15 protein-coding genes are annotated in these 20,723 nt (G+C 47.3%); 2 read left to right on the top strand and 13 right to left on the bottom strand.

All coding sequences use genetic code 11. From position 1 onward, the window contains the following. The 4 genes from proB to CLC91_RS08490 all read right to left on the bottom strand — a co-directional run bounded on the left by proB (position 1) and on the right by CLC91_RS08490 (position 6,325). Positions 1-1,122 (bottom strand): glutamate 5-kinase, encoded by a 1,122-nt coding sequence (proB, locus tag CLC91_RS08475; RefSeq protein WP_095500251.1) that lies wholly within the window; start codon positions 1,120-1,122, stop codon positions 1-3. An 87-nt stretch (positions 1,123-1,209) separates the two neighbouring features. Next, entirely contained in the window at positions 1,210-3,141 is a 1,932-nt protein-coding gene (locus CLC91_RS08480) for a S8 family serine peptidase (protein ID WP_095500252.1), read from the bottom strand. Between the two features lie 211 nt (positions 3,142-3,352). Continuing rightward, entirely contained in the window at positions 3,353-4,642 is a 1,290-nt protein-coding gene (locus tag CLC91_RS08485) for an NCS2 family permease (RefSeq protein WP_095498495.1), read from the bottom strand. A gap of 171 nt (positions 4,643-4,813) precedes the next feature. Further along, positions 4,814-6,325: a M17 family metallopeptidase gene (locus CLC91_RS08490; RefSeq protein WP_095498496.1), complete on the bottom strand. Its 1,512-nt coding sequence runs from the start codon at positions 6,323-6,325 to the stop codon at positions 4,814-4,816. Between the two features lie 155 nt (positions 6,326-6,480). Between CLC91_RS08490 and CLC91_RS08495 the strand changes: the two genes are divergently transcribed. Then, complete coding sequence (locus CLC91_RS08495) at positions 6,481-7,941, top strand: aminoacyl-histidine dipeptidase (RefSeq protein WP_095500253.1); 1,461 nt, start codon at positions 6,481-6,483, stop codon at positions 7,939-7,941. 325 nt (positions 7,942-8,266) lie between these two features. Then, positions 8,267-8,626 (top strand): TraR/DksA C4-type zinc finger protein, encoded by a 360-nt coding sequence (locus tag CLC91_RS08500; RefSeq protein WP_095498498.1) that lies wholly within the window; start codon positions 8,267-8,269, stop codon positions 8,624-8,626. A gap of 69 nt (positions 8,627-8,695) precedes the next feature. Here the strand turns inward: CLC91_RS08500 and CLC91_RS08505 are convergent, their stop codons facing one another. From CLC91_RS08505 to CLC91_RS08545, 9 genes are all read right to left on the bottom strand, one after another. Then, entirely contained in the window at positions 8,696-11,368 is a 2,673-nt protein-coding gene (locus tag CLC91_RS08505; protein WP_095498499.1) for a TonB-dependent receptor, read from the bottom strand. Positions 11,369-11,917: 549 nt separating this feature from the next. Then, positions 11,918-13,729 carry a DUF885 domain-containing protein gene (locus CLC91_RS08510; RefSeq protein ID WP_095500254.1) on the bottom strand — a complete coding sequence of 604 codons (1,812 nt, stop codon included), beginning with the start codon at positions 13,727-13,729 and terminating at the stop codon, positions 11,918-11,920. A gap of 88 nt (positions 13,730-13,817) precedes the next feature. Then, positions 13,818-15,071, bottom strand: coding sequence for a tetratricopeptide repeat protein (locus tag CLC91_RS08515; RefSeq protein WP_095498501.1), 1,254 nt, complete (start codon positions 15,069-15,071; stop codon positions 13,818-13,820). A 2-nt stretch (positions 15,072-15,073) separates the two neighbouring features. Further along, the gene (locus CLC91_RS08520) at positions 15,074-15,691 is read right to left on the bottom strand and encodes an energy transducer TonB (RefSeq protein WP_095498502.1); all 618 of its coding nucleotides are present in this window, start codon (positions 15,689-15,691) and stop codon (positions 15,074-15,076) included. A 1-nt stretch (position 15,692) separates the two neighbouring features. Further along, positions 15,693-16,097 (bottom strand): ExbD/TolR family protein, encoded by a 405-nt coding sequence (locus tag CLC91_RS08525; protein WP_095498503.1) that lies wholly within the window; start codon positions 16,095-16,097, stop codon positions 15,693-15,695. A gap of 10 nt (positions 16,098-16,107) precedes the next feature. Beyond that, entirely contained in the window at positions 16,108-16,638 is a 531-nt protein-coding gene (locus tag CLC91_RS08530; protein WP_095498504.1) for a MotA/TolQ/ExbB proton channel family protein, read from the bottom strand. Next, positions 16,638-17,993 (bottom strand): MotA/TolQ/ExbB proton channel family protein, encoded by a 1,356-nt coding sequence (locus tag CLC91_RS08535; protein ID WP_095498505.1) that lies wholly within the window; start codon positions 17,991-17,993, stop codon positions 16,638-16,640. The genes CLC91_RS08530 and CLC91_RS08535 overlap by 1 nt, the downstream gene beginning before the upstream one ends. After that, entirely contained in the window at positions 17,993-18,775 is a 783-nt protein-coding gene (locus tag CLC91_RS08540; RefSeq protein WP_095498506.1) for a DUF3450 domain-containing protein, read from the bottom strand. Before CLC91_RS08540 ends, CLC91_RS08535 begins: the two co-directional genes overlap by 1 nt. Before the next feature lie 572 nt (positions 18,776-19,347). After that, positions 19,348-20,514, bottom strand: coding sequence for a porin (locus tag CLC91_RS08545; RefSeq protein WP_158220718.1), 1,167 nt, complete (start codon positions 20,512-20,514; stop codon positions 19,348-19,350). Positions 20,515-20,723 lie beyond the last annotated feature (209 nt).

The following is a 20,723-nucleotide window of genomic DNA, read 5'->3' on the forward strand; positions in this document are numbered from 1 at the left end:
TTATGCCTCTAGCACCATATCATTGCGGTGAACGACCACTTTGCCGTAATCGTATCCTAAAACCTGAGTAATGTTAGCTGAATGCAGCCCCTTTATTTTTTCAACCTCGTCGTGATCATAGCGACAAAGCCCTCTGCCGATGACTGAGCCGGTTTCATTGAGTAACTGCACCATGTCGCCTCGTTGAAACAAACCTTGACGCTCGACTATGCCTTTGGCTAGTAAACTGCGTCCGGTTTGCGTTAACGCCTGCTCTGCCCCCGCATCGATAACCAGCGCGCCACTGACTTTAGGGCCTGCCAGCAACCATTGCTTGCGCCGTTCCAGCGGAGAGCTTTGCGCAGGAAAACGGGTTCCTATACGCTCGTGGTTAGCCAGCCCCACAATCACATTAGGCTCTGCCCCAGCAGCTATTACAACGTCGATTCCGGCGCGTTGGGCTATGGTTGCAGCTTGCAACTTTGTCAGCATTCCACCGGTGCCTAAATGGCTTGAACTGCCGCCAGCCAAGCCTACTATTTCTTCATTGATATAAGGCACTTCCTGGATCAATTGAGCGTTTGAATTAAGGCGAGGATCTGCATCAAACAAGCCGGCCTGATCGGTGAGCAACAGCAAACAATCAGCTTGCGCTAACAGCGCCACACGCGCCGATAAATTATCGTTATCCCCCACTTTTATCTCTGCGGTGGCTACCGCATCATTCTCGTTGATAATGGGAATGATGCCGTGCTCTAACAATGCACTTAGCGTATCTTTAGCGTTAAGGTAACGCTTGCGGTTACGAAGATCAGCGCCAGTTAGTAACAATTGACCTACTTGCAGGTGGTGCTCTTGGAATAACGATTGCCAACCTTGTATCAGTTGGCTTTGCCCTACCGCCGCCAACAACTGCTTATCAGCCATGGTTTCAGACAAGATGGGAAAATTGAGATGTTCGCGCCCAGCCGCAATGGCACCCGATGTACACAATATAACGTCAATGCCTTGATTGCGCAGCTGAGCCATTTGCTGTGCCAGTTGCTGCATTACGTTGCGGTTTAAGCGGTCACTGTTACCGGTGAGAACGCTGGTACCAAGCTTCACCACAACGCGTTGGTAGTGCTGTCTCACTTTCTGCATGTTAGCGCCTCTAGCAACGGCTGTTTAATTTCAGTCTAGCCCTAGCCATACAGAAAAGGAATTGAATTTTGGTCAACTAGCTCGGTGTCAGCGCCGCCTGTATAGTCGCATTAACAAAAGCGCTAAAGTACTCCACCAAAAGGCACCGCCAGACTCATTAGAGTGAGCAGCAGGTTTCACCGTTACCCTAAAGGTCAACTGGGACGGATAACGATATTGGTTATTTGGGTCAAACTGGTTGCCAGCGTCAATGCTGGCAATAAAGGTCAGTGTGGTGGCACTGTCGATGGTGTCGGCGATGCTGAAACGAAACGGTTGTTCAGAGCCAATTACGCCATTAGAGGCGTCAAAGCGCAAACCGTTGCTGGCTTGAAAATGGCCATCTCTGCTGGTTAACACCTGTTGATTTTGCTGCCAACGGATCCAGTCAACCGCTTGATTACGGTCGTCCACCGCCGTTAATGTCACCTTGATGTCATTGGCTTGGCCATTAAGGTTGTTCAATAACAAGCCAATGTCCACTGATTGCCCCGCGGTTAAACTGGACAACGGTGGATTGCTCGCGGCATCGTTTGGCAAATCCGTGCGAGACTTCCAAAAATAGTGACTATCAAGACTGAGCACAGGTTGTGGCGATGCGGTTAAGGCAGCGTGGGCATCGAGCTGCCGATATTCGATTAAGGTGGTTGCGTCGGACAGCAGTTTGGCAGGTAGCACGGGCCCGCTATTAATCACCTGATTAACCACGAACCGGCTTGGGTACTCTTGTTTGTCGGGATACTGCTGACGCACCAATGCCGCAACGCCTGCCACCATTGGACTGGCCATAGAGGTACCGTTCCAACTAGCTTCACGCTCACCGGGTAAGGTTGACCATATGGCAACTCCTGGCGCCATGATACTGTATTCAACGTCGTCGAATGGATTGCAGTCCCAATTAGACCCTTTATACAAGAAGGTACCGCTGGGGTTGGGATCTTTTTGCGAGCTCATCACGCCAATGACAAACGGATACGCTGCTGGGTAATACTTTTGCACCGCTTGCACTTGGCAGCCAGCGGCATTAACCCGGCCATTGTTACCCGCAGAAGCGACCAGCACCGCGGACTCGTAAGCCGCTTCAATGGCTTCGCGCTCAGCCTGTGATGGCTCAAGGCCGCCAAAGGACATGTTAATAATATCGGCGCCATTGGCTCGGGCATAATCCACCGCCTCTGCGATGTCGACACTGGATAATATGCCTGCTTTGGTGGCGTTTATAGCCATAATTCTAATGGGCCCGATGCCGCTGTCTTGCAGCAAAGCGATTTGCTCAGCGATGATGCCCGCTACGTGGGTTCCGTGACCTTGGCTATCCATTGGATCGCCACTATGGTCAGCAATTAAGCCCGCCACAGACGCACCGTAAACGTCATCAACAAAGCCGTTACCATCATTGTCTATGCCGTCATTTTCATAGCCTGCAACGGCGGTTTCACCTGGGTTTCGCCACATGTAGGGGGCAATTTTTGAGTGGCTATAGTCCACCCCTGAATCGATGACCGCAATCACAATGGGCTGATCGTTATTGGCGCCATTTTGGGTGAGCCAATCCCGAGCTTGCCTAAGCTTTATGGCGTCGATGTGCCAGCGGTCTTTGCTTTGCTCGTCACTGCTGGTGTTGCTACTTGTGCTATCCAAAGTTCGATACACCGGCGTCTCAACCCATTCTACCGACGGGTTCGAGCGCCATTGTTCAATGCAAGCTTGATCGCAGTTGCTTACGCTATACCAACGTTTTAACTGAGCGGTCTTGCTACCAGGCTTAGCGTGGCGCAAGCGCGCTTGCTTAAACATGGGTTTGGCTGATGAATCGAGGTATTTAGACGAAAGCTGTTGGTCTAACTGAGCTATGCTGTGACCGCTTTTTAGCTTAATGAGCAGCGTCGGTTGGTTAGCTGCCGACGCACTCGCTGACAGGCTAACAAGGGATAAGATGATCGTTAGTATTACTGTATGTAATCGAGAAATAGCATTCATCGAGCTCTTTACCTACCACCAACACCGAAAGTTTATATCGGTCAGTGTATTCGATGGCGAGCGACACGCCATCAATGCTATGGCTAATATGTGAGCAACGCCTGATTTCCCAAGTCGCTTTTACACAATATCGTCTTAGCAGCCCACAAAAAACGCCTGTACTTCATTAAGCACAGGCGTTTGGATTAGGTTGCTTTGCAGCTAGCTTGTTTTACAGATAGGCGAATTTTAGGACAAACAGCAATGCAATGACGATAACACCGGCATTTAAATCCTTAAAACGTCCTGACATGGCTTTAATGACGGCGTAGGCAATAAAACCAAAACCAATGCCTGTGGCAATAGAGAATGTCAGCGGCATTAACAAACACACCACGCCAACGGGAGCCGCTTCGGTTAAATCGTGCCAGTCTACCGTGGCTAAGCCTGACATCATTAAAATAGCAACAAAGAACAAGGCAGGCGCCGTGGCATACGCAGGTACCATGCCGGCAAGCGGCGAGAAAAATAACGCGAATAGGAATAACACTCCTACGGTTACCGCAGTAAGACCGGTTCGCCCTCCCGCAGCAACACCCGCGGTACTTTCGATGTACGACGTGGTTGTTGAGGTACCTAGCGCGGCACCGGCAATACTGGCGGTGGAGTCGGCAGTGAGTGCGCGACCTAAGCGAGGTAAGCGCCCTTTCTCATCTAGCATTCCGCCGCGCTGAGCCACGCCAACTAAAGTGCCGGATGTGTCAAAAAGATCGACAAAAAGGAATGCGAAAATCACACTGATCATTGATATTTCGAGTGCTCCAGCAATGTCCATTTTCAAGAACGTCGGTGCAATGGATGGTGGCATAGAAATGATGCCGGTATAGGTCACATGGCCACTGATGATCGAAATAATGGTCACCAGAGCAATGCTGATAAGCACCGCCGATTTTATGTCTCGATGAACTAAGGCAATGATGACAAAAAAACCTATCGCAGCCATTAATGCTGACCACGAGGTAACATCACCTAGAGTGACCAAGGTTGCAGGGCTGCCTACAATAATACCGGCATTTTTAAGGGCTAGAATCGCCAAAAATAGTCCAATACCAGCGGCAATGCCTGTGCGCAGTGACATGGGTATTGAATTAACAATCCACTCTCGAATTTTTATAAGCGATAAAAATAAGAAACAGATACCGGATAGGAATACGGCACCGAGCGCGGTTTCCCAGCTATAGCCCATGCCTAACACCACCGAATAGGTAAAGAAGGCGTTAAGCCCCATGCCCGGCGCTAGCGCAATTGGGTAGTTGGCATAAAACCCCATAATAAAGCATCCGATGGCCGCCGCTAAGCAGGTCGCGACAAAAACGGCACCATGATCCATTCCTGCATCAACCAGCATCGCTGGGTTGACGAAAATAATGTAGGCCATGGTTAAAAAGGTAGTGATACCCGCGATAACTTCTTGCTTAAGCGTGGTGTTGTTTTGTTTAAGTTGGAACAGTTTTTCCAGCATGGGACATCCTGTTAGCTGTGGGTGATTAATAATCCAATAAATCGCTAAATTAGCGGCTGTATAAATGGTGCGGCAATTGCTCTAAATTGTAAACAATTACCTAAAGAAAAAGTGGCTCACCAGTAGCCACTTTTTGTCATTTTAGCGCTTGCGATTCGCCGTTATTTACGACTATTTAAGCAAATAGGCCAACAGCCCAACCATGGGAGTGGCAGTTGGGGTTCCGTAGTGCGGATTGCCGCTGACCGCCGAGCCAGCGATGTCTAAATGGGTATAAGGCATCGATTCATTTACGCCCGAAGCTTTCACTAAAAACGCCGCTGGGAATTGATGGCCGCGGGCCGTCACCGACGAGGGCGCATTATTAGCCGATAACGCGTCATCAGCACTGGACGTTGCGCTGATAAAGTCAAAATCTTCTGGACGCAGGCGGCTGATTTCCAGAGGCTCACCCAGTGCTTCACCGCGTAATTGGATGTCGTTGGCAACTCCAAGCTTGCGCGCAGCCTGGTTTTCCACCGCTGCGGTGTAGCCGCCATAGGCACGAACCACGTGGCCGGTTAAGGTGGCGATGGAGAACATTTCCACGTTGGGGGCATCGCCATAGTCCTTATGCAGGTGCGTCATCACATCGGCAAGCACCAAGCGCCCTTCCGCATCCGTGTTACCGATTCGTACTCGAACCCCTGCCGCACTGGTAATAATTTCATCCGGCACAAAGCAATCGGAGCCAATGGAGTTGCGCACTAAGCCTAACTCTGCAATAACGTGCAAGCCTTGTGGCTTGAGAATGCTAAGTGATTTCATCAGTCCAGCAGCCGCCGCTGCCCCGCCTTTATCTCGACTCATGCCCACCATTGCGCCACCGACTTTAAGATCTGCGCCGCCGGTATCATAAGTAACGCCCTTACCTGCGATCACAATGGTGCGAGTAATTTCACCTTGTGGACGGTATTCAACTCGAACAACACGGGGACAATGTCTCGCCACCGCGAAGGAAGCTCGAGAGACTGCAGACAATAGCGGATAGTCGGCGCGTAAGGTGGCTTCGTCGCTAATAACACTGACGCTTAGGCCACTATCTGCTAACTGTTGCACAAGGTAATCGGCAAAGGCCGGAGGTGCCATGCGCTCAGGATCAGTACCACACAGATCACGCGCTAAATAACGCCCCGCTTCTAAGGCATTTAAAAGATCCGCGTCCACCTCTTCTGACAACAGCCCTAAGCGATCCAGATTGGCGCTTTTAACACCGGCTTCTCGCCCTTCAAGGGGTTGCCACAATGCCTGTGCCGCTGCTAGAGCCGCTACCGACTCCGCAAATTCATTATCACGCTGTTCATCTTTATTTACGATAAGCAAAGGCGCTTTAGCCCCCGCCGCTAGCGCTCTTTTAATGCCCTGCTCTGCCGCGTTTGCGTAAACTCGAACATCGCTGTACGGGTCGTCAGCCTTAGCAACTGGGGCCACAACCAAACGTCCGCCAGCTAATCCTGGAGCCAGCAACAAGCTGGTTTGCTGGCTGATACCGGCATCGACGTGTGCGGCGTGGTTTACAAGCTGACTGATTTCCGGGTAGTTCTCTAACGTTAAGGTCGGCGTTAGCAGCACAATGGCATCCCACTGGCTGTCGCTGAAAATGGCATCGTGATCGGTAACTTGATGGTATTGCAAAGAAGACATTAAATATTCCTTCAAGGGAGCGTAGTTATGATTATTGTGGACATCATTATTTACGGGTTTTAATGAAAACGCCAGTGTCGCTTTTTAACAAGGTCAAAATGCTGTGATATATTGCCTCTCGACGTTTATTAATTCGCCTTGAAAGGAGCTTATTCGTGGCAAGTTTGCAACAGCTTTCTCCTCAGCCTTTATGGCAGTGGTTCGAACAAATTTGTTCTATCCCTCACCCTTCGAAACACGAAGCTAAACTCATCGAACACATTAAAGCTTGGGTAGAAACTCAGCCAAGCGTTTCCATTAAACAAGACCACGTCGGCAATTTGATTCTTAGCAAAGCTGCGACCGCCGGTATGGAAAACCGCAAAGGAGTGGTCTTGCAAGCGCACCTTGATATGGTGCCTCAAAAAAACAACGATAAAGCACACGATTTTGTAACCGACCCAATTGAGACCATCATTGATGGTGAGTGGCTAACCGCTAACGGTACTACCTTAGGCGCTGATAATGGCATTGGCATGGCCTCAGCGCTTGCGGTTCTGGGCAGCGACGATATTGCCCACGGCCCACTGGAGGTCCTACTGACCATTGACGAAGAAGCGGGCATGACGGGAGCCTTTGGTCTGCAATCCGACAGCCTTACCGGCGACATTCTAATTAACACCGATTCCGAACAAGAAGGTGAAATTTATATGGGATGCGCCGGTGGCATTGACGCATCACTAACATTGGACTTGGACTATCAAGCGGTTGCCTCTAATAGCCATCACTTCACGGTGAACGTATCCGGCCTTAAGGGCGGTCATTCGGGTTGTGACATTCACTTAGGCCGCGGCAACGCCAATAAACTATTGGCTCGCTTTTTGTTCAATGCCCCGAGCGACTTAAACCTTGCTTTAGCGGATATTAAAGGCGGCTCCCTGCGTAACGCCATCCCACGAGAAGGCGAGATAGTCTTTAGCGTGGATGCTGTACAAAGTAATGCCTTGCAAGCTTATGTCGCCCAGTTCACCCAAGCGGTTACCCAAGAGCTTGCGCTTGCCGAGCCTAACCTTAGCATCACCTTGAAAGAGTCCAACTCTGCCTCTCAAGTAATGACAGCCGATTCACAGCATCGACTAGTGGCCATGATGCATGCTTGCCCTAACGGTGTGATTCGCATGAGCAACGCCATCGAAGGCGTGGTTGAAACCTCTTTGAATATGGGTGTAGTCAGTGTTGTTGACGGCAAAGCCACCGTGCTTTGTTTGATTCGCTCGCTAGACGACAGTTCTCGTAATAATGTAGAGAGTATGCTGGCGGCAATTGCGTCGTTGGCAGGCGGCAACGCTTCGTTCTCTGGCGCCTATCCTGGTTGGAAACCGGACAACAGCTCTCCAGTTATGGCATTAGTACGTGAAGTGTACCAACAAATATTCCAACGCGAACCCGATATCATGGTGATACACGCGGGATTAGAATGCGGCCTTTTCAAAAAGCCATACCCAGACATGGACATGGTTTCCATTGGCCCCACCATTAAGTTCCCCCACTCACCGGATGAAAAAGTTCATATTGAGTCGGTCGCACAATATTGGCAACTCTTGGTAGAGCTACTTAAATCCATTCCCACCAAGTAAATAGCTCATCGAAGGGGACGTACCCCAGTGGCAAGTTATCCACAGGGGTACGTCCCTATAGAGCCAGGGGTACGTCCCCGAGCCAGGGGTACGTCCCCAAAGTTCTCTATAGAGCCAGGGGTACGTCCCCAAAGTTCTCTATAGAACCAGGGGTACGTCCCCAAAGTTCTTTTGGGGAGCTTGTTTTTCTATTTTTCTTTTGAGCTGGATCAAGGCTCGGTCAACTTTTTGCGATGAGTGCTTTTAGGTTGACTTAAGTCATTAAAACTTTTGGTACGCATCCGTATGCTGATGCCAATGAGTCATCAAATATTCGCTGTTTACCATGAAAGTTGAAATCGCCCACCAGTTGCTGAGGCAGCATAGCGAGCAGGTCATCGCCCAGCTAGTTGATAGTCTATCGGCACAACAAATCGCCGCGATACGGGCTCTTAAGCCAGACGAGCAATTTACGGCTATCAGTGCTTATCGACAGGCGTTAAGCCCTGAGCAAATTAAACGGGTTGTTGATTTAGAAGCGGCTTGGTTTCAATACCAACAAGGCGTGTTTACTTTGTGTGCTGATTGCGAGGAGCCTATAGAAGATGAGCTTTTAATGGCCAACCCCACTGCCCAGCGCTGTGCCCACTGCCATGCTCACTATTTACAACAACGCTCTCCAGCTTTGCCTTTGTGCGAGCTTTGATGAGCTTACGCCAGTCGCTAATAAAAAAGGGTTCGCAATGCGAACCCTTTTTGGTATCGATAGTCAGCTTTAGAATTTAACTTCAGCTTCTACGAAGAACTCACGACCGCGAGCGTTGTATACGTGACGTGGGTAGTGTGGCCATGACGTGTAAGTTGGGTCAAAGTTTGGCCCTTTATCAAACATGTTCACAACACCTGCCGTTAACTTAGCGGAGTCGGTAATGTTATACGCACTGGTTAGGTTCCAAGTGGTATGCGATGGTACTTCACCAGGAATTGAGGTGTTTTGAATACCTTTCATACCGGAGATGTGACGACCCGCTAGCGTGGTTTCGAAGTCAGCAACCAACCAAGTTAGGTTAGCGTTTACACGGTAACGAGGTAAACCACCTTCTTCGTAATCGTCAACGATTGGGTTGGTTGGGTTAGCTTGACTCTCAGACTTAATGAAGTAAGTACCGTTAGAGTGTAGGTTTAAATCACCCAAGCCACCTAAATCCCAACCGTAGCCAGCTTCAAAATCAACACCAGTGGTTTTTTGGAACGCTAAGTTTTGCGCAACACTGTTGATATGAATAATTTCACCGGTTACTGGATCACGAGTGATCATGTGCTCGTAAATGTCTGGGTTAGTAGCAGCAGTATTTGCAGAGATGCTGCTTACCATGTCATCCAGTTTCCACTGCCATAAATCCACTGACGCGTTCCACTTGCGACCGCTATACACCACACCTAGATTAGCTGTGTAGCCTTTCTCGGGGTTTAGGTCTTTGTTGGCACCGGTAGTAACGTCAATGTGTAGCTCGTTACAAACGCGATCTAAGAAATCGTCGTTATTTGGAACACCTGGCTCACCGCCGTTTTCAACACAAGTCTTAACGTCAACTACTGTATTGAATCCCGCTGTTGGGTCACCATATACACGGTGCATATCCGGTGCTCGGAAAATGCCACCAACAGACGCACGAACCAATAAATCATCGATCGGACGATACTCAGCCGCTAGTTGCGGCGTAAAGTTACCACCAAAATCGCTATAACGGTCGTAACGCGCAGCCGCGTTTAGCTCTAGAGTATCGGTAACTGGAATGATCATTTCTAGGTAAGTTGCCCAGAAATCACGAGAACCTTGACCTGATGAACCACCAGTACTGATGATGGTGCCTTTCTTAGACTCTGAATCAGAGTCAGAAGAGTAATCTTGACGGCTCCATTCTGCACCGAATGCAAAGTCTACGTAACCTGCAGGCACTTCGAACATGGTACCGGTTAAGTTAGCTTGCACGTTTAGCAAACTTGAGTCTGCTTTCTCAAATGGTGAGTAAGACGCCGCAGCAACTTCATCTTTAGTGAAGTTTTCAAGGTAAGATTTACCCCAATCACCTTGAGTAATGTGATTCCAAACGCCTTGTTGAGTAGCAAAACCACCGTTTTGAACGTCTAAACTGGTTTTACCGTAGTTAGCAGATGCATCCCAGTGGAAATCACTGATGTCACCTTCAAAGCCACCAGAGAAAAAGTAGTTTTGGGTTTTAGTGTCGGTGGTACGATTACCAAACTCGTGCAGACGACGAACATAGTAGTAGTCACCGTCAGCTAGGTTAGCAAAATCGCCACCAAGCGCTTGGTTCTTGTCGTTATAGGTCTTGGTAACCAATTCACCCGCAATTACAGAAGAAATGGTAACCGAGTTGCCATTAACATTTACATCGAAACCGTCATCGGCCATGGATTCAATGCGAGTAATAGAGCGCGCTTCACCAAAGTCCATACGACCTACGAACAAAACGTCATCTGACAATTCGTAGTTAAAACTGGTGGTAGAAGTGAAACGACGAGACTCTGGAGCCAAATCACGCTGCTTAGAACGATCCCAACCGCAGATGCCGTTTTCTAGGAACAAGAAACCACGATCGGTACAGGTTTGCTCATCAAGGCTGTATCCTTGAGCTCCGTTTAGACCCGCGATACGTGCTCCATATGAGCTATAGCTTGAATACTGGCTATGAGGAACCTTATCTGTGTGTAAACCGAAGTTTTCACGGTCAACGGCGCGCAATTGAGCGGTGTCCGTGAACTCTAGGAAGGTCGACACGTTACCACGATCGCCGGTGCTACCGATAGACAGTGAAACACGGTCACTGCCACCGCCGCCGTGTTGAGTATCGGCATGACGGTACTTAAGTGAAACGCCTTCGAAATCGCGCTTTAGGATGATGTTTACCACACCACCTACCGCATCGGCACCATAAATGGCCGACGCGCCTGAATTTAGAACTTCAATACGAGCAACCGCATCCATTGGGATGTTTGAGGTATCAACAAAGTTGTTGGTACCACCGGCTGGTTTAGGGTATTGGTTTAAACGTTTACCGTTAATTAAGGTAAGGGTACGGTTGGCACCTGCACCACGAAGACTGATGCTTGAAGCTGCTGGGGTAAAACCATGAACTTCTTGGCCTGTCATTGCACTGGTGGTAGCCGTTAAGCTCTCAAGTGCATCTTGTACGTTGGTAAAACCTTGTTTCGCCATGTCGTCTGCTGACAATACGGTTACTGGTGTGGCGTTCTCGAGGTCGGTACGTTGGATCCGTGAACCAGTTACTTGAATGCGTTCAACGTTAGCGTTTGCTACTTCTTCTGCGACGGCATTAAACGCTACTGGGGCGCTTACTGCTGAGGCTGCAGCTGCAACTAAACTGAACTTTACGCACTTTGCAATCAAAGATGGTGTTGCCATGTTATTACTACTCCCAAACATGGTCGGATACTTCTGTCCGACTTATTATCTGCTGACTTCTTTCTTGAATTTGTTCGTTTATGTAGAACGAATAATTTTTATAATGCTGCGGTAAAAGAAATTTACGCAGGCAGTCGATATTATTTTGGGAGAGATTCAAGTCAACGGTGAACTGACAACATAGATCACACTTATTGCTACTAAAAAACACACATAAACTAAACAAGCGGTCACTTATTGCCACAAAACCATTGTTTTAAAGGGGTTTTCCATTTGTTAATTCGGCGATTGAAAAGTACTACGAAAAATCTAATAACCACCGTTTTTTCTTACTATTACTAGCATTTAACATGCTAAAACCTTATTAAGCATTACATTAACAACACAAATTATTTACTTTTAAACAATTTGGTAACACCAGAAAAGACCCGTTTTAGCCTCTGCGACCTCTGAGTTGAATGAATAAAGCACCACATACAACGAATAAAATCGCACCTGAGACCATCGAGCGATAGTCGCAAGCACGATTTCTAGAGACAGGAAACGACGTTAAGACTTAGAAGCAATCCAGTAATTGATCTTGTCTTCAAGTACCGCCATCGGCAACGAGCCCGTTAGCAATACCTGCGAATGGAACTCTTTAATATCAAACTTATCGCCAAGGGCTTGTTCGGCTTTTGCTCTAAGTTCAAGTATCTTTAGCTGGCCTACTTTGTAGCTCAGCGCTTGCCCGGGAATTGCCATATAACGCTCAACTTCGGCAGTAATATCGGTCTCTGCCATGGCCGAGTTATCCATCATGTATTGGATTGCTTGCTCTCGGGTCCAGCCTTTAGCATGTAAGCCGGTATCAACAACTAAGCGCATTGCACGCAACATTTCATCAGACAGCTTACCGAAGTATTGATAGGGGTCTTCGAACAAGCCCATCTCCACTCCTAAATACTCAGCATATAAGGCCCAGCCTTCTTCAAATGCGGTATAACCACCAAATTTTTGAAACTGTGGAATATCGGTCAACTCTTGCTTGATGGATATTTGAAAATGATGCCCTGGCGCCGCCTCATGTAACGATAACGTAGTCATGCCCCACTTTGGCTGCGCACGTAAATTATAGGTATTAATGTAAAAAATACCGGGTCTTGAGCCATCTACCGCTGGCGACTGATACGACGCCCCTGCTGCTGACTTTTCTCTAAAGGCTTCAACCGCTCTGACTTCGTAATCCGCCTTTGGCATCACGTCGAAATAGTCCGGTAACACTTGATTAATATCGTCTTTTAAGCCCATGTAGCCGTCAATTAATTGCTGAGGCGTATCGAAGAAGAATTGGGGGTCGCTGGACAAGTAGTCGAAAAAAGCCGCCATATCGCCTTTAAATCCAACCGTCTGTCGTACCTGATCCATCTCTGCTAGGATGCGAGCAACTTCGCTAAGCCCCAATTCATGAATGTCATCAACATCCATTTCAGTGGTTGTATTGCGATTAGCAAGGTATTGGTACCATAACTTGCCGTTAGGTAACCCCCACATGCCATCGCTGCCGCGTGATGCCGGTAAGTATTCATCTTTCAAGAAAACGCTCAAATCCAGCAGTGCCGGTGTCAGTTTCTCACTGATGAAACTTTGGTACGCATCTGTGAGGCGCTGTTTATCCGCATCACTAAAGCTCTCAGGCAGTTGCCCTATTGGCGCATAAAAAAGGCTTTCTGTTGGATCTTGCACCAGTTGTGCATTAATCTGCGGGATCATCCGCTCAACTAAGGTTCGAGGAAGCACCACCTTGGAACGAATACCTTCTCTCATTCTATCTTCGGCTCTGTTTAAAAAGCTTATGAAGCCCTCCAGTCTCGCCAACCAGTTTTGATAATCCTCTACGGTTTCAAAAGGCTGAAAACTGCCACCACTGCCCAATTGCGCCATGGAAAACAGCGGTGAATAGAATTGATTAAACGGGATCATACGGGCGGGAAACGTTTCTTCAACCAAGTCCAAATTTCTGTTATAGACAAACATGTCATAACTTAACTGAAGTTGTTGAGACAGTTGTGAGCGGTCAATTTTTTTGGCTTTAGCGAGAAAGCCTTTGTTCAGCTGATGACGCTGTTTAAGCCATTTATCGGTAAGCTGATCACCAAACTGATCGTTATAATCATTAATGCCCACGTAAGTCGCCGAAATCGGATTTAGCGCCAAATCGTGATTAAAATAATCGTCGGCTAAGGCTAAATAGGCTTCGTTGGCCGTCGTTTTAGCCACCTGAGAGGAGGTGCTGGTATTGGTGTCGCCATTAGGCGCTTTTGAACAACCTGCCACGGCAAGAGTTGCTGCAATGATTGATAACGGTAGCCAACGCTTCATTACCCATGTTCCTTTTGTTTTTTATTCTTGTAGCTTTATATAACAAAAAGCCCTGCATGTGCAGGGCTTTTAATGAATGATTGTCGAATTAAAGCGTTACGCCGTAAAGCCTTGCTTTTTCTTCGATAAAGCTAATGTAGTTATCAGCATGGCGCTTAGTCTTCTTATCTTTAGCCGCAAGTTTTGCGTTTTTATAAGCCGACTTAATCTCTTTCAGAGACAAGTGCGCAAGCATTAACTGGATATGAGCTTCACCTGGGTTATCAATTCCCGCTTTAAGTGCCTTATCAAAGATAGGCTTAGCTTCCTTGTATCGCTCAGCTTGAGCGAGCAGAATGCCTTCTTTAAGGTACAATTCACCATCGTTATTGATAGCCGCAGCTTTACCGTAGTATTTCGCTGCAGTGACGTGCTCTTTAGCTCGTTGGTAGAAGCCCGCTAGGTCTCTTAGATTCTTCTCATTGGTCGGAATCAGACCTTCGTTCATGTGCTTTTCCCAGATTTTTGCCGCACGGTAGTGTGACCCGTTTTGTGACAGCAATTGAGATAAGCGACGAACGTTGCCATCGGTTTCCAAGTAACCACTTAGATAAGCGATATCATAGGTAGCCAATGCCTTTTTATAGTCTTCTACGAGTAAGTAAAACTGAGCCAATTGAACCCACAGTCTTTTATCGTCGATAAAGAGTGGAATCATGGTCTCTAGTACATCAATCGATTCGTTATACTTCTTGGTATTGTAGTAAGACGTTAGCTTTAGCTGATAAGGGCCCTTTTTAGGGTCTTCACCAGCGGCTTTCGTTAGCGCAATTGCTTTATCAGCAACTGGAATAACCTCGTCGTACTTTTTGGTTTCCGATAAAGCAACACCAATACGCGTATAAACGTCGGCGTCTTCTTTACAGGTAAAGTCCATCCAAGCTCGATAAGTAGGAATCGCAGTATCAAACTGCTTTTCCATCATCATCAAGTCAGCGTATAACTTAAGCGAAGCCGCGTGGTCAGGACCGCCTAGCATGTCAGAATCCACCGCAATTTTCATGTATTTGATTGCAGTTGGGATATTGCCTTGCTCGGCGTACAAGTTACCGATAAAGCGTGACACATAAGCGTTGTCAAACTCATCTCGGGCATTGATTTCCAATAAGGTTTCCAATGCACCGGCGGTATCTTCTTCACTGTATTGGGTAAAGGCGGTTTGCACCTTTTTACCAACCGATTGGCCTACTGCTTGCGATTTTCTCGCATCGATTGGACACTCGTTGGCGGTGGCCGGCGCAATAAGCGCCAAGCCCATCAAGCCAGCTACAAGCGTCGTCGCTATGTTAGTTGGTTTTGCCATAATTAACCTGAGTTATCCAAAGTAAAGTCTAGTTGTACAGTCATGCCTTCTTGACGCATCGCTTTGCCATCTACGATCTTCGGTTTGTATTTCCACTTCTTCAGTGCACGCACTGCTTCGCGGTCAAACAAACGACGAGGTTCCGCAGCAATTACTTCTACGTCTTCAACACCACCTACTTCGTTAATGGTAAAGGACAGTTGCACCCAACCTTCTTTACCGTCACGGGCTGCCTTAATCGGGTATCTTGGTTCGATACGTACGATAGGCGTCGCATCACCATCACCCTTCATGAATGAACCTGGGTCACCGATGCCGGTACTTGCGGCTCCGATGCCTACACCACTCATGTTAAAGCTCATGCCACTGGTGTCGGTGCTCGACTCTGGTGGTGGAGCTTCAGGCTTTGGCGGCTGCTCTGGCGGTGGCGGCGGCTTTGGCTTGAACCTTGGCTTGTTCTGTGCCTTTGCATCTTGCCTATCCATTGTGATTTCAATCACTGGCGATTCGGTTGCGTTGTCGGCGCGCTGAGCACCACCACCAATCAAAAACGCCATGAAAACGAACAAAGCAAAAGTCACGACAGCACCAAGGATCAAGGATACTAGTGCTCTCAACATATTAGTCTTTCTCCGCTTCAACTGAGATCTTATCGATACCTGCTTGCTTCACTTGGTCCATAACCTTAACAACGATGCCGTGTTGTGCTTCTTTGTCGGCTTGAATCAATACTGCAGCTTCAGGAGCCTCAGCAAGCATACGTTCAACGTTTGCTGCTACGCGCTCGATATCAACTTGACGGTTTTCCATCTGAATCACACCAGTTTTACTGATGCCAATAAAGATGTTGGCCGATTTCTTCTGAGTTGACTGCGATGCCTTTGGTTTGTTTACGTCCAAACCAGAAGGCTTAACGAACGAAGTCGTTACGATGAAGAAGATCAACATGATGAACACGATGTCAAGCATCGGTGTCATATCGATTTGCGCTTCTTCTTCCACGCTTGAATGCTTCTTACGTGCCATTATCTTCTCTCTATTCTTTGTACGACAAGCTATCAGCTAGCTTCTCGAGGCTGACTTTCAGACGCGCATCAAGACGAGTGCTAAAGAAGACTCCTGATAACGCCGCTACCATTCCAGCCATTGTTGGCATGGTGGCAGTGGAGATACCGGCAGCCATTGCACGAGCATTACTCGTACCTTGCACAGCCATAACGTCAAATACGTTAATCATCCCGGTTACGGTACCCAATAGACCAATCATTGGACAGATGGCTACCAGGGTTTTAATAATCAACATACGCGCGTTCAATTGTTGCTTTGCTTGGGATATCCAGGCTTCACGGATACGGTGTGCATGCCAGGATGAAGTTTCATCCCGTGCGTCCCACTGAGCAATCATGTTTTTACGAAAACGTGGGAACGCTATATTCAAGTAGAAATAACGCTCTAACATGAGTACCCACATTAGGAACAAAACAAACGCCACCAGCAGGAGGACATCACCTCCTGTGGAGATGAAGCCCCTGACGGAATCCCAGGTATCCATCAGGAATAGCATCATTAGGCGTTCCTCTTCTCAGCATGCTCAGCAACAATGCCAGCACTTTGCTCTTCAAGAATCTGAACCAGTGATTTACTGCGAGCAGACACTAGAGCGTGTAATAGCATCAATGGTAGTGCGGCAATCAAACCAAGAACGGTTGTTACCAATGCCATTGAAATACCGCCAGCCATCAGTTTTGGATCGCCAGTACCGAACAATTGGATTGATTGGAAAGTCGCAATCATACCGGTAACGGTACCCAATAGACCCAGCATAGGCGCGATAGCCGCTAGTACTTTAAGTATAGAGATTCGAGTCTCAAGTGCTGGAGTTTCTTTCAGAATTGCTTCGTCCAGTTTCAGCTCTAGAGTTTCAACGTCAACATTCTTGTTGTCTTGATAAGCGCTAAGTACGCGACCTAGTGGGTTGTTACCCGGTTGGTCAACCTTCTTAGTTTGCGCCTTAATCTTGGCACCTACGATACCCAGAGTTACAAAACGCTCAAGAGCAATGATAAGACCTAGTACCAACAAGGCAGCAATGATCTTACCGATGGTGCCACCCGCTTCAAAACGCTCTTCTAGAGACGCTTTTTGGGTGAATACGCTTAGCAATACACCTGACGCTGGATCAACGTAGAGTGGCGCGTAACCTTCGGTTTGAGCAGCCCAGTTCTTAATTGGAGAAACTTGGTAAGAATCTGGTTGTTGAGAAAGGTCTTGAATGATTTTTAGCTCGTCGTTGTAAATAACGAACTTACCGTCAGCAAGTAAGTTAAATGGACCAACACGAGCAACTTCAGTAGTCACGGTTTCACCGTTAATACCAGTTACTTCGCCTTGGAACTTAACCACTTTACCTGATTCGGTCATTTCTTTTAGGTAAGCCATCCAGAACTGCTCTAGCTCGTCGATACGAGGCAGTTCTTTACGAGCACCAAGTTCAGCAATGAACTGGTGACGGTCTGGGTATTGTGCAGAAATGTTAGAAGAAGCTAAACGGCTTGCTAGGTTACCAGCAGCACCTTTAACCACACCGAACATCTCACCCAGGTCACCCTGTGCGTTTTTACGGTCTTCTTCAAGCTCAGCCAGACGACGTTCGTTGTCTAAGTAAGTTTGGTTTAGACGATCACCGCGATCTTGCTCGGCTTTCAGGTCACGCTTAGCTTTGTTCAAAAGCGCTTGCTTGTCGCCAGCGTACTTTTTGAATTCAGCTTCACGGTTTTTGTTGATTTTAGACTGCGCAGCGGTTTCTGACTTAACTTTGTTAAGCAGTTGGTCGAATGACGTCGGAGCGTCTGCTGCTGATACCATGCCAGCGGTCAAGCTTAAGCTGGCTGCCATCAAGGCAGAAGTCATTAATTTTTTCATTATTGTGCAACCTCCGCGGCTGGAACCGGCAATGAGAATAGGTCGTTAGCGCCTTGTTTACGCGCAATACGAATACCTTTGGTCAGTTCGCGCAAGTAGCGGCCATCTAACTCGTTCCAAGTTTTAGTGTTAGCGTCATACATCCAAGCCGACTTTTGGTCCAAGCTTTGTGCATAAAGAGCAACACGACCTAAGCGGAAGAAGTCTACAAGTACTTCGTTACCGTTAACATCTAGCTTACCTTCAGTCGCCGAAACAAAACGACCGTAGTCATTTTCAATGTCGTAAGCGTCTAGAATTAAGCGATATTTTTCTGCAAGAGATACGTCTGCTGAATTGAGCAAGCTCTTAAGATTGTCAATACGGAACTTACGAGACTCTTGTTCGAATGGTAAATCTAAAGCAACGAACTGCTCTAGAGTGTCAACCATTTTGAACATCAAAGGAACAACGCCCTGACGTAAGGTTTCGACGTAATCGATATCCGCTTGAATCGCTTGCATAGTTGCTTCTTGGTCTGCAACTAGGCCTGCAACGTAATCGTTGTAGCCTTTCAAGGATTCGCGTTGATCTTCAGTGGTACCGTATTCAAACAGCATATCTTGTGCTTGATCATAGTATCTATCGATTTTCTGCTGAGATTTTTCAGCAGCAACATGCATTTTGCCGTCTGCTTTTTGCACGTCGGTAAGAGGATCGGCGGCAACCAGATTACTACCGGCAAACGCCAGTGCAGCAACCATAGCAGTAGCCAGTTTGGTTCTTGTACTTACCTTGGACATATTTTCCAACCAATTTGATGTGAATTTATAAAGCAAGATTGCGCTATAAGCCGCTAACCCATTCAATATTATTAGTGTTCGAATTGGATAACCGGCGAGCAATCCCCACTCTTAGTGATTGTTATTTTCCCTTTTTCTGACCGTTTTTACGGACAGACCCGCAGGCATAATTCCACAACAACTGAATACCTGTCAACCTCTGTTCCGATCATTAAACTGGTCTAAACAGAGGTTACTGTGCAAATAGTAATCGAAGGTGTTAATTTCAAGAATCACGCTTTACTTCAGTTTTTCCGAAGTCAGGGTCACCGCAAGGCAACAAAGCCATTGAATTAACAGTAAATACTAATAAAGTAAATTAGGCCGAAACACCGACAGGGCTTAGAGAAGCTAACCGTAACGCTAGCGCCACAGGTTGGTTATAATTTTTATCGAAAAAATAATGTTGCACTTGTTGCTAAGGAGGAATGAGTGTGAACAGCAGGTCGAACGTTTTATCTTTGTTAACAAAATAAAAAACCCAAATTTCAACGGGCTAATGATGAAATTTGGGTTGTGGATGATTACCTAAACTACATGTAGAAACGCATGCCAATACCGATGCCGTCGTCTTCTACCATCGCTTGCGCTGTTGGTACGTCACTGAAGTCTTTACGAGCTTCTATGTACAATATGGTTTTATCGCTCCACAGATAGTGAAACCCAGCCGTTACAAAACTACGCTCGAACGATTCACCGTTATAAAGGTTGCCATAGGCTTCGTCGTCGGCTTTAAGGTAGTTCATCATTACTAGGGGCACAAAACCGTTATCCATAGCGTAACTTACAACGGCTTCAGCACCGGTAGACTTTGGCATGATGCGACCCGCGTTATCCACTTCGTGGTATTCCGCTTGGTTGGCGTTAAAGCCTACGTATAAGCCTTCATCATACATTCCACCCCAGGTGGCACTCACACCGGTGATTTTATCGGTTTCCGATAACGCTCGCCCGTCAACAAACGCGCCTTCAAATTTACCGTGGTTATAGGCGATACCCAATTCCAACTCATCCATCACTTGATAACGAGCTGAAATACCAAAGGTGTTGTCATAAGAAATTGAACGAATTTGGTTTGGATCGTTAGCAAGCGGCACTGGAGGTGGATTGCCTTGCAGATCGTCAATTTCGTCAGAAGCGTTTCGAGCTTGCACCTGCAAACCTAATTTAAAGTTGCCGAATTCATTACGATACTGGAAGGCTTTGTCTGCACGACCGGTACCATTAAGGCCACCGTCACCGTTAAAGGTATACACACCTGAGCTGGTTCCTGCCCAAACATGGGGAATATCAGTATTGTGGGCGATGTCGTAATAAACACCCCACTGTTTACCCGCAGTAAATGAACCATAGGTATCGTGATGGGCGCCAATGAACCCTAATCGATTATTCAAGAATTCATCGGTACGAGTGTGCACATAGTCACCAGTGAGCGACAAGTCGGTGTTGCCCACTAGGTTTACGCCCCACTCCATTTTGGCCTGAGTACTCCAACCGTTGCCCATTTGACGCACAAAGTCGAAGTTTATGCGAGAGGTACCATCGATAATCTCGGTGGTATCTTGAGTATTTACTGCGCGAATATCGGCATAGCCGCCAATGGTTAACGAGTTTACGTCGTCGTTATATACTTCGAACGCTAATACCGACGGAGTCGCTAAAGCCGCGGCAACCGCAGATGAAATCACACCAAGTCTCATGTATCTCTCCCATAATGATTTTGGCTTGTTAATAATAGTGTCTTTATTCGTCATTAGTATTGTTATAAGGCACATAACCCTATGTAACAACCTTTATTAAATTAGAACAATTTACCCTAAAGGGTTAGGATTAATCGTTCCTTTTTAATAATGACTGAGTTAATTTTGAAGCGGTTCACGCTAACAGGCTCAAAAGTACCGGGTAAGTG

This window comes from Paraferrimonas haliotis (assembly GCF_002282895.1).
GTDB lineage: Bacteria > Pseudomonadota > Gammaproteobacteria > Enterobacterales > Shewanellaceae > Paraferrimonas > Paraferrimonas haliotis.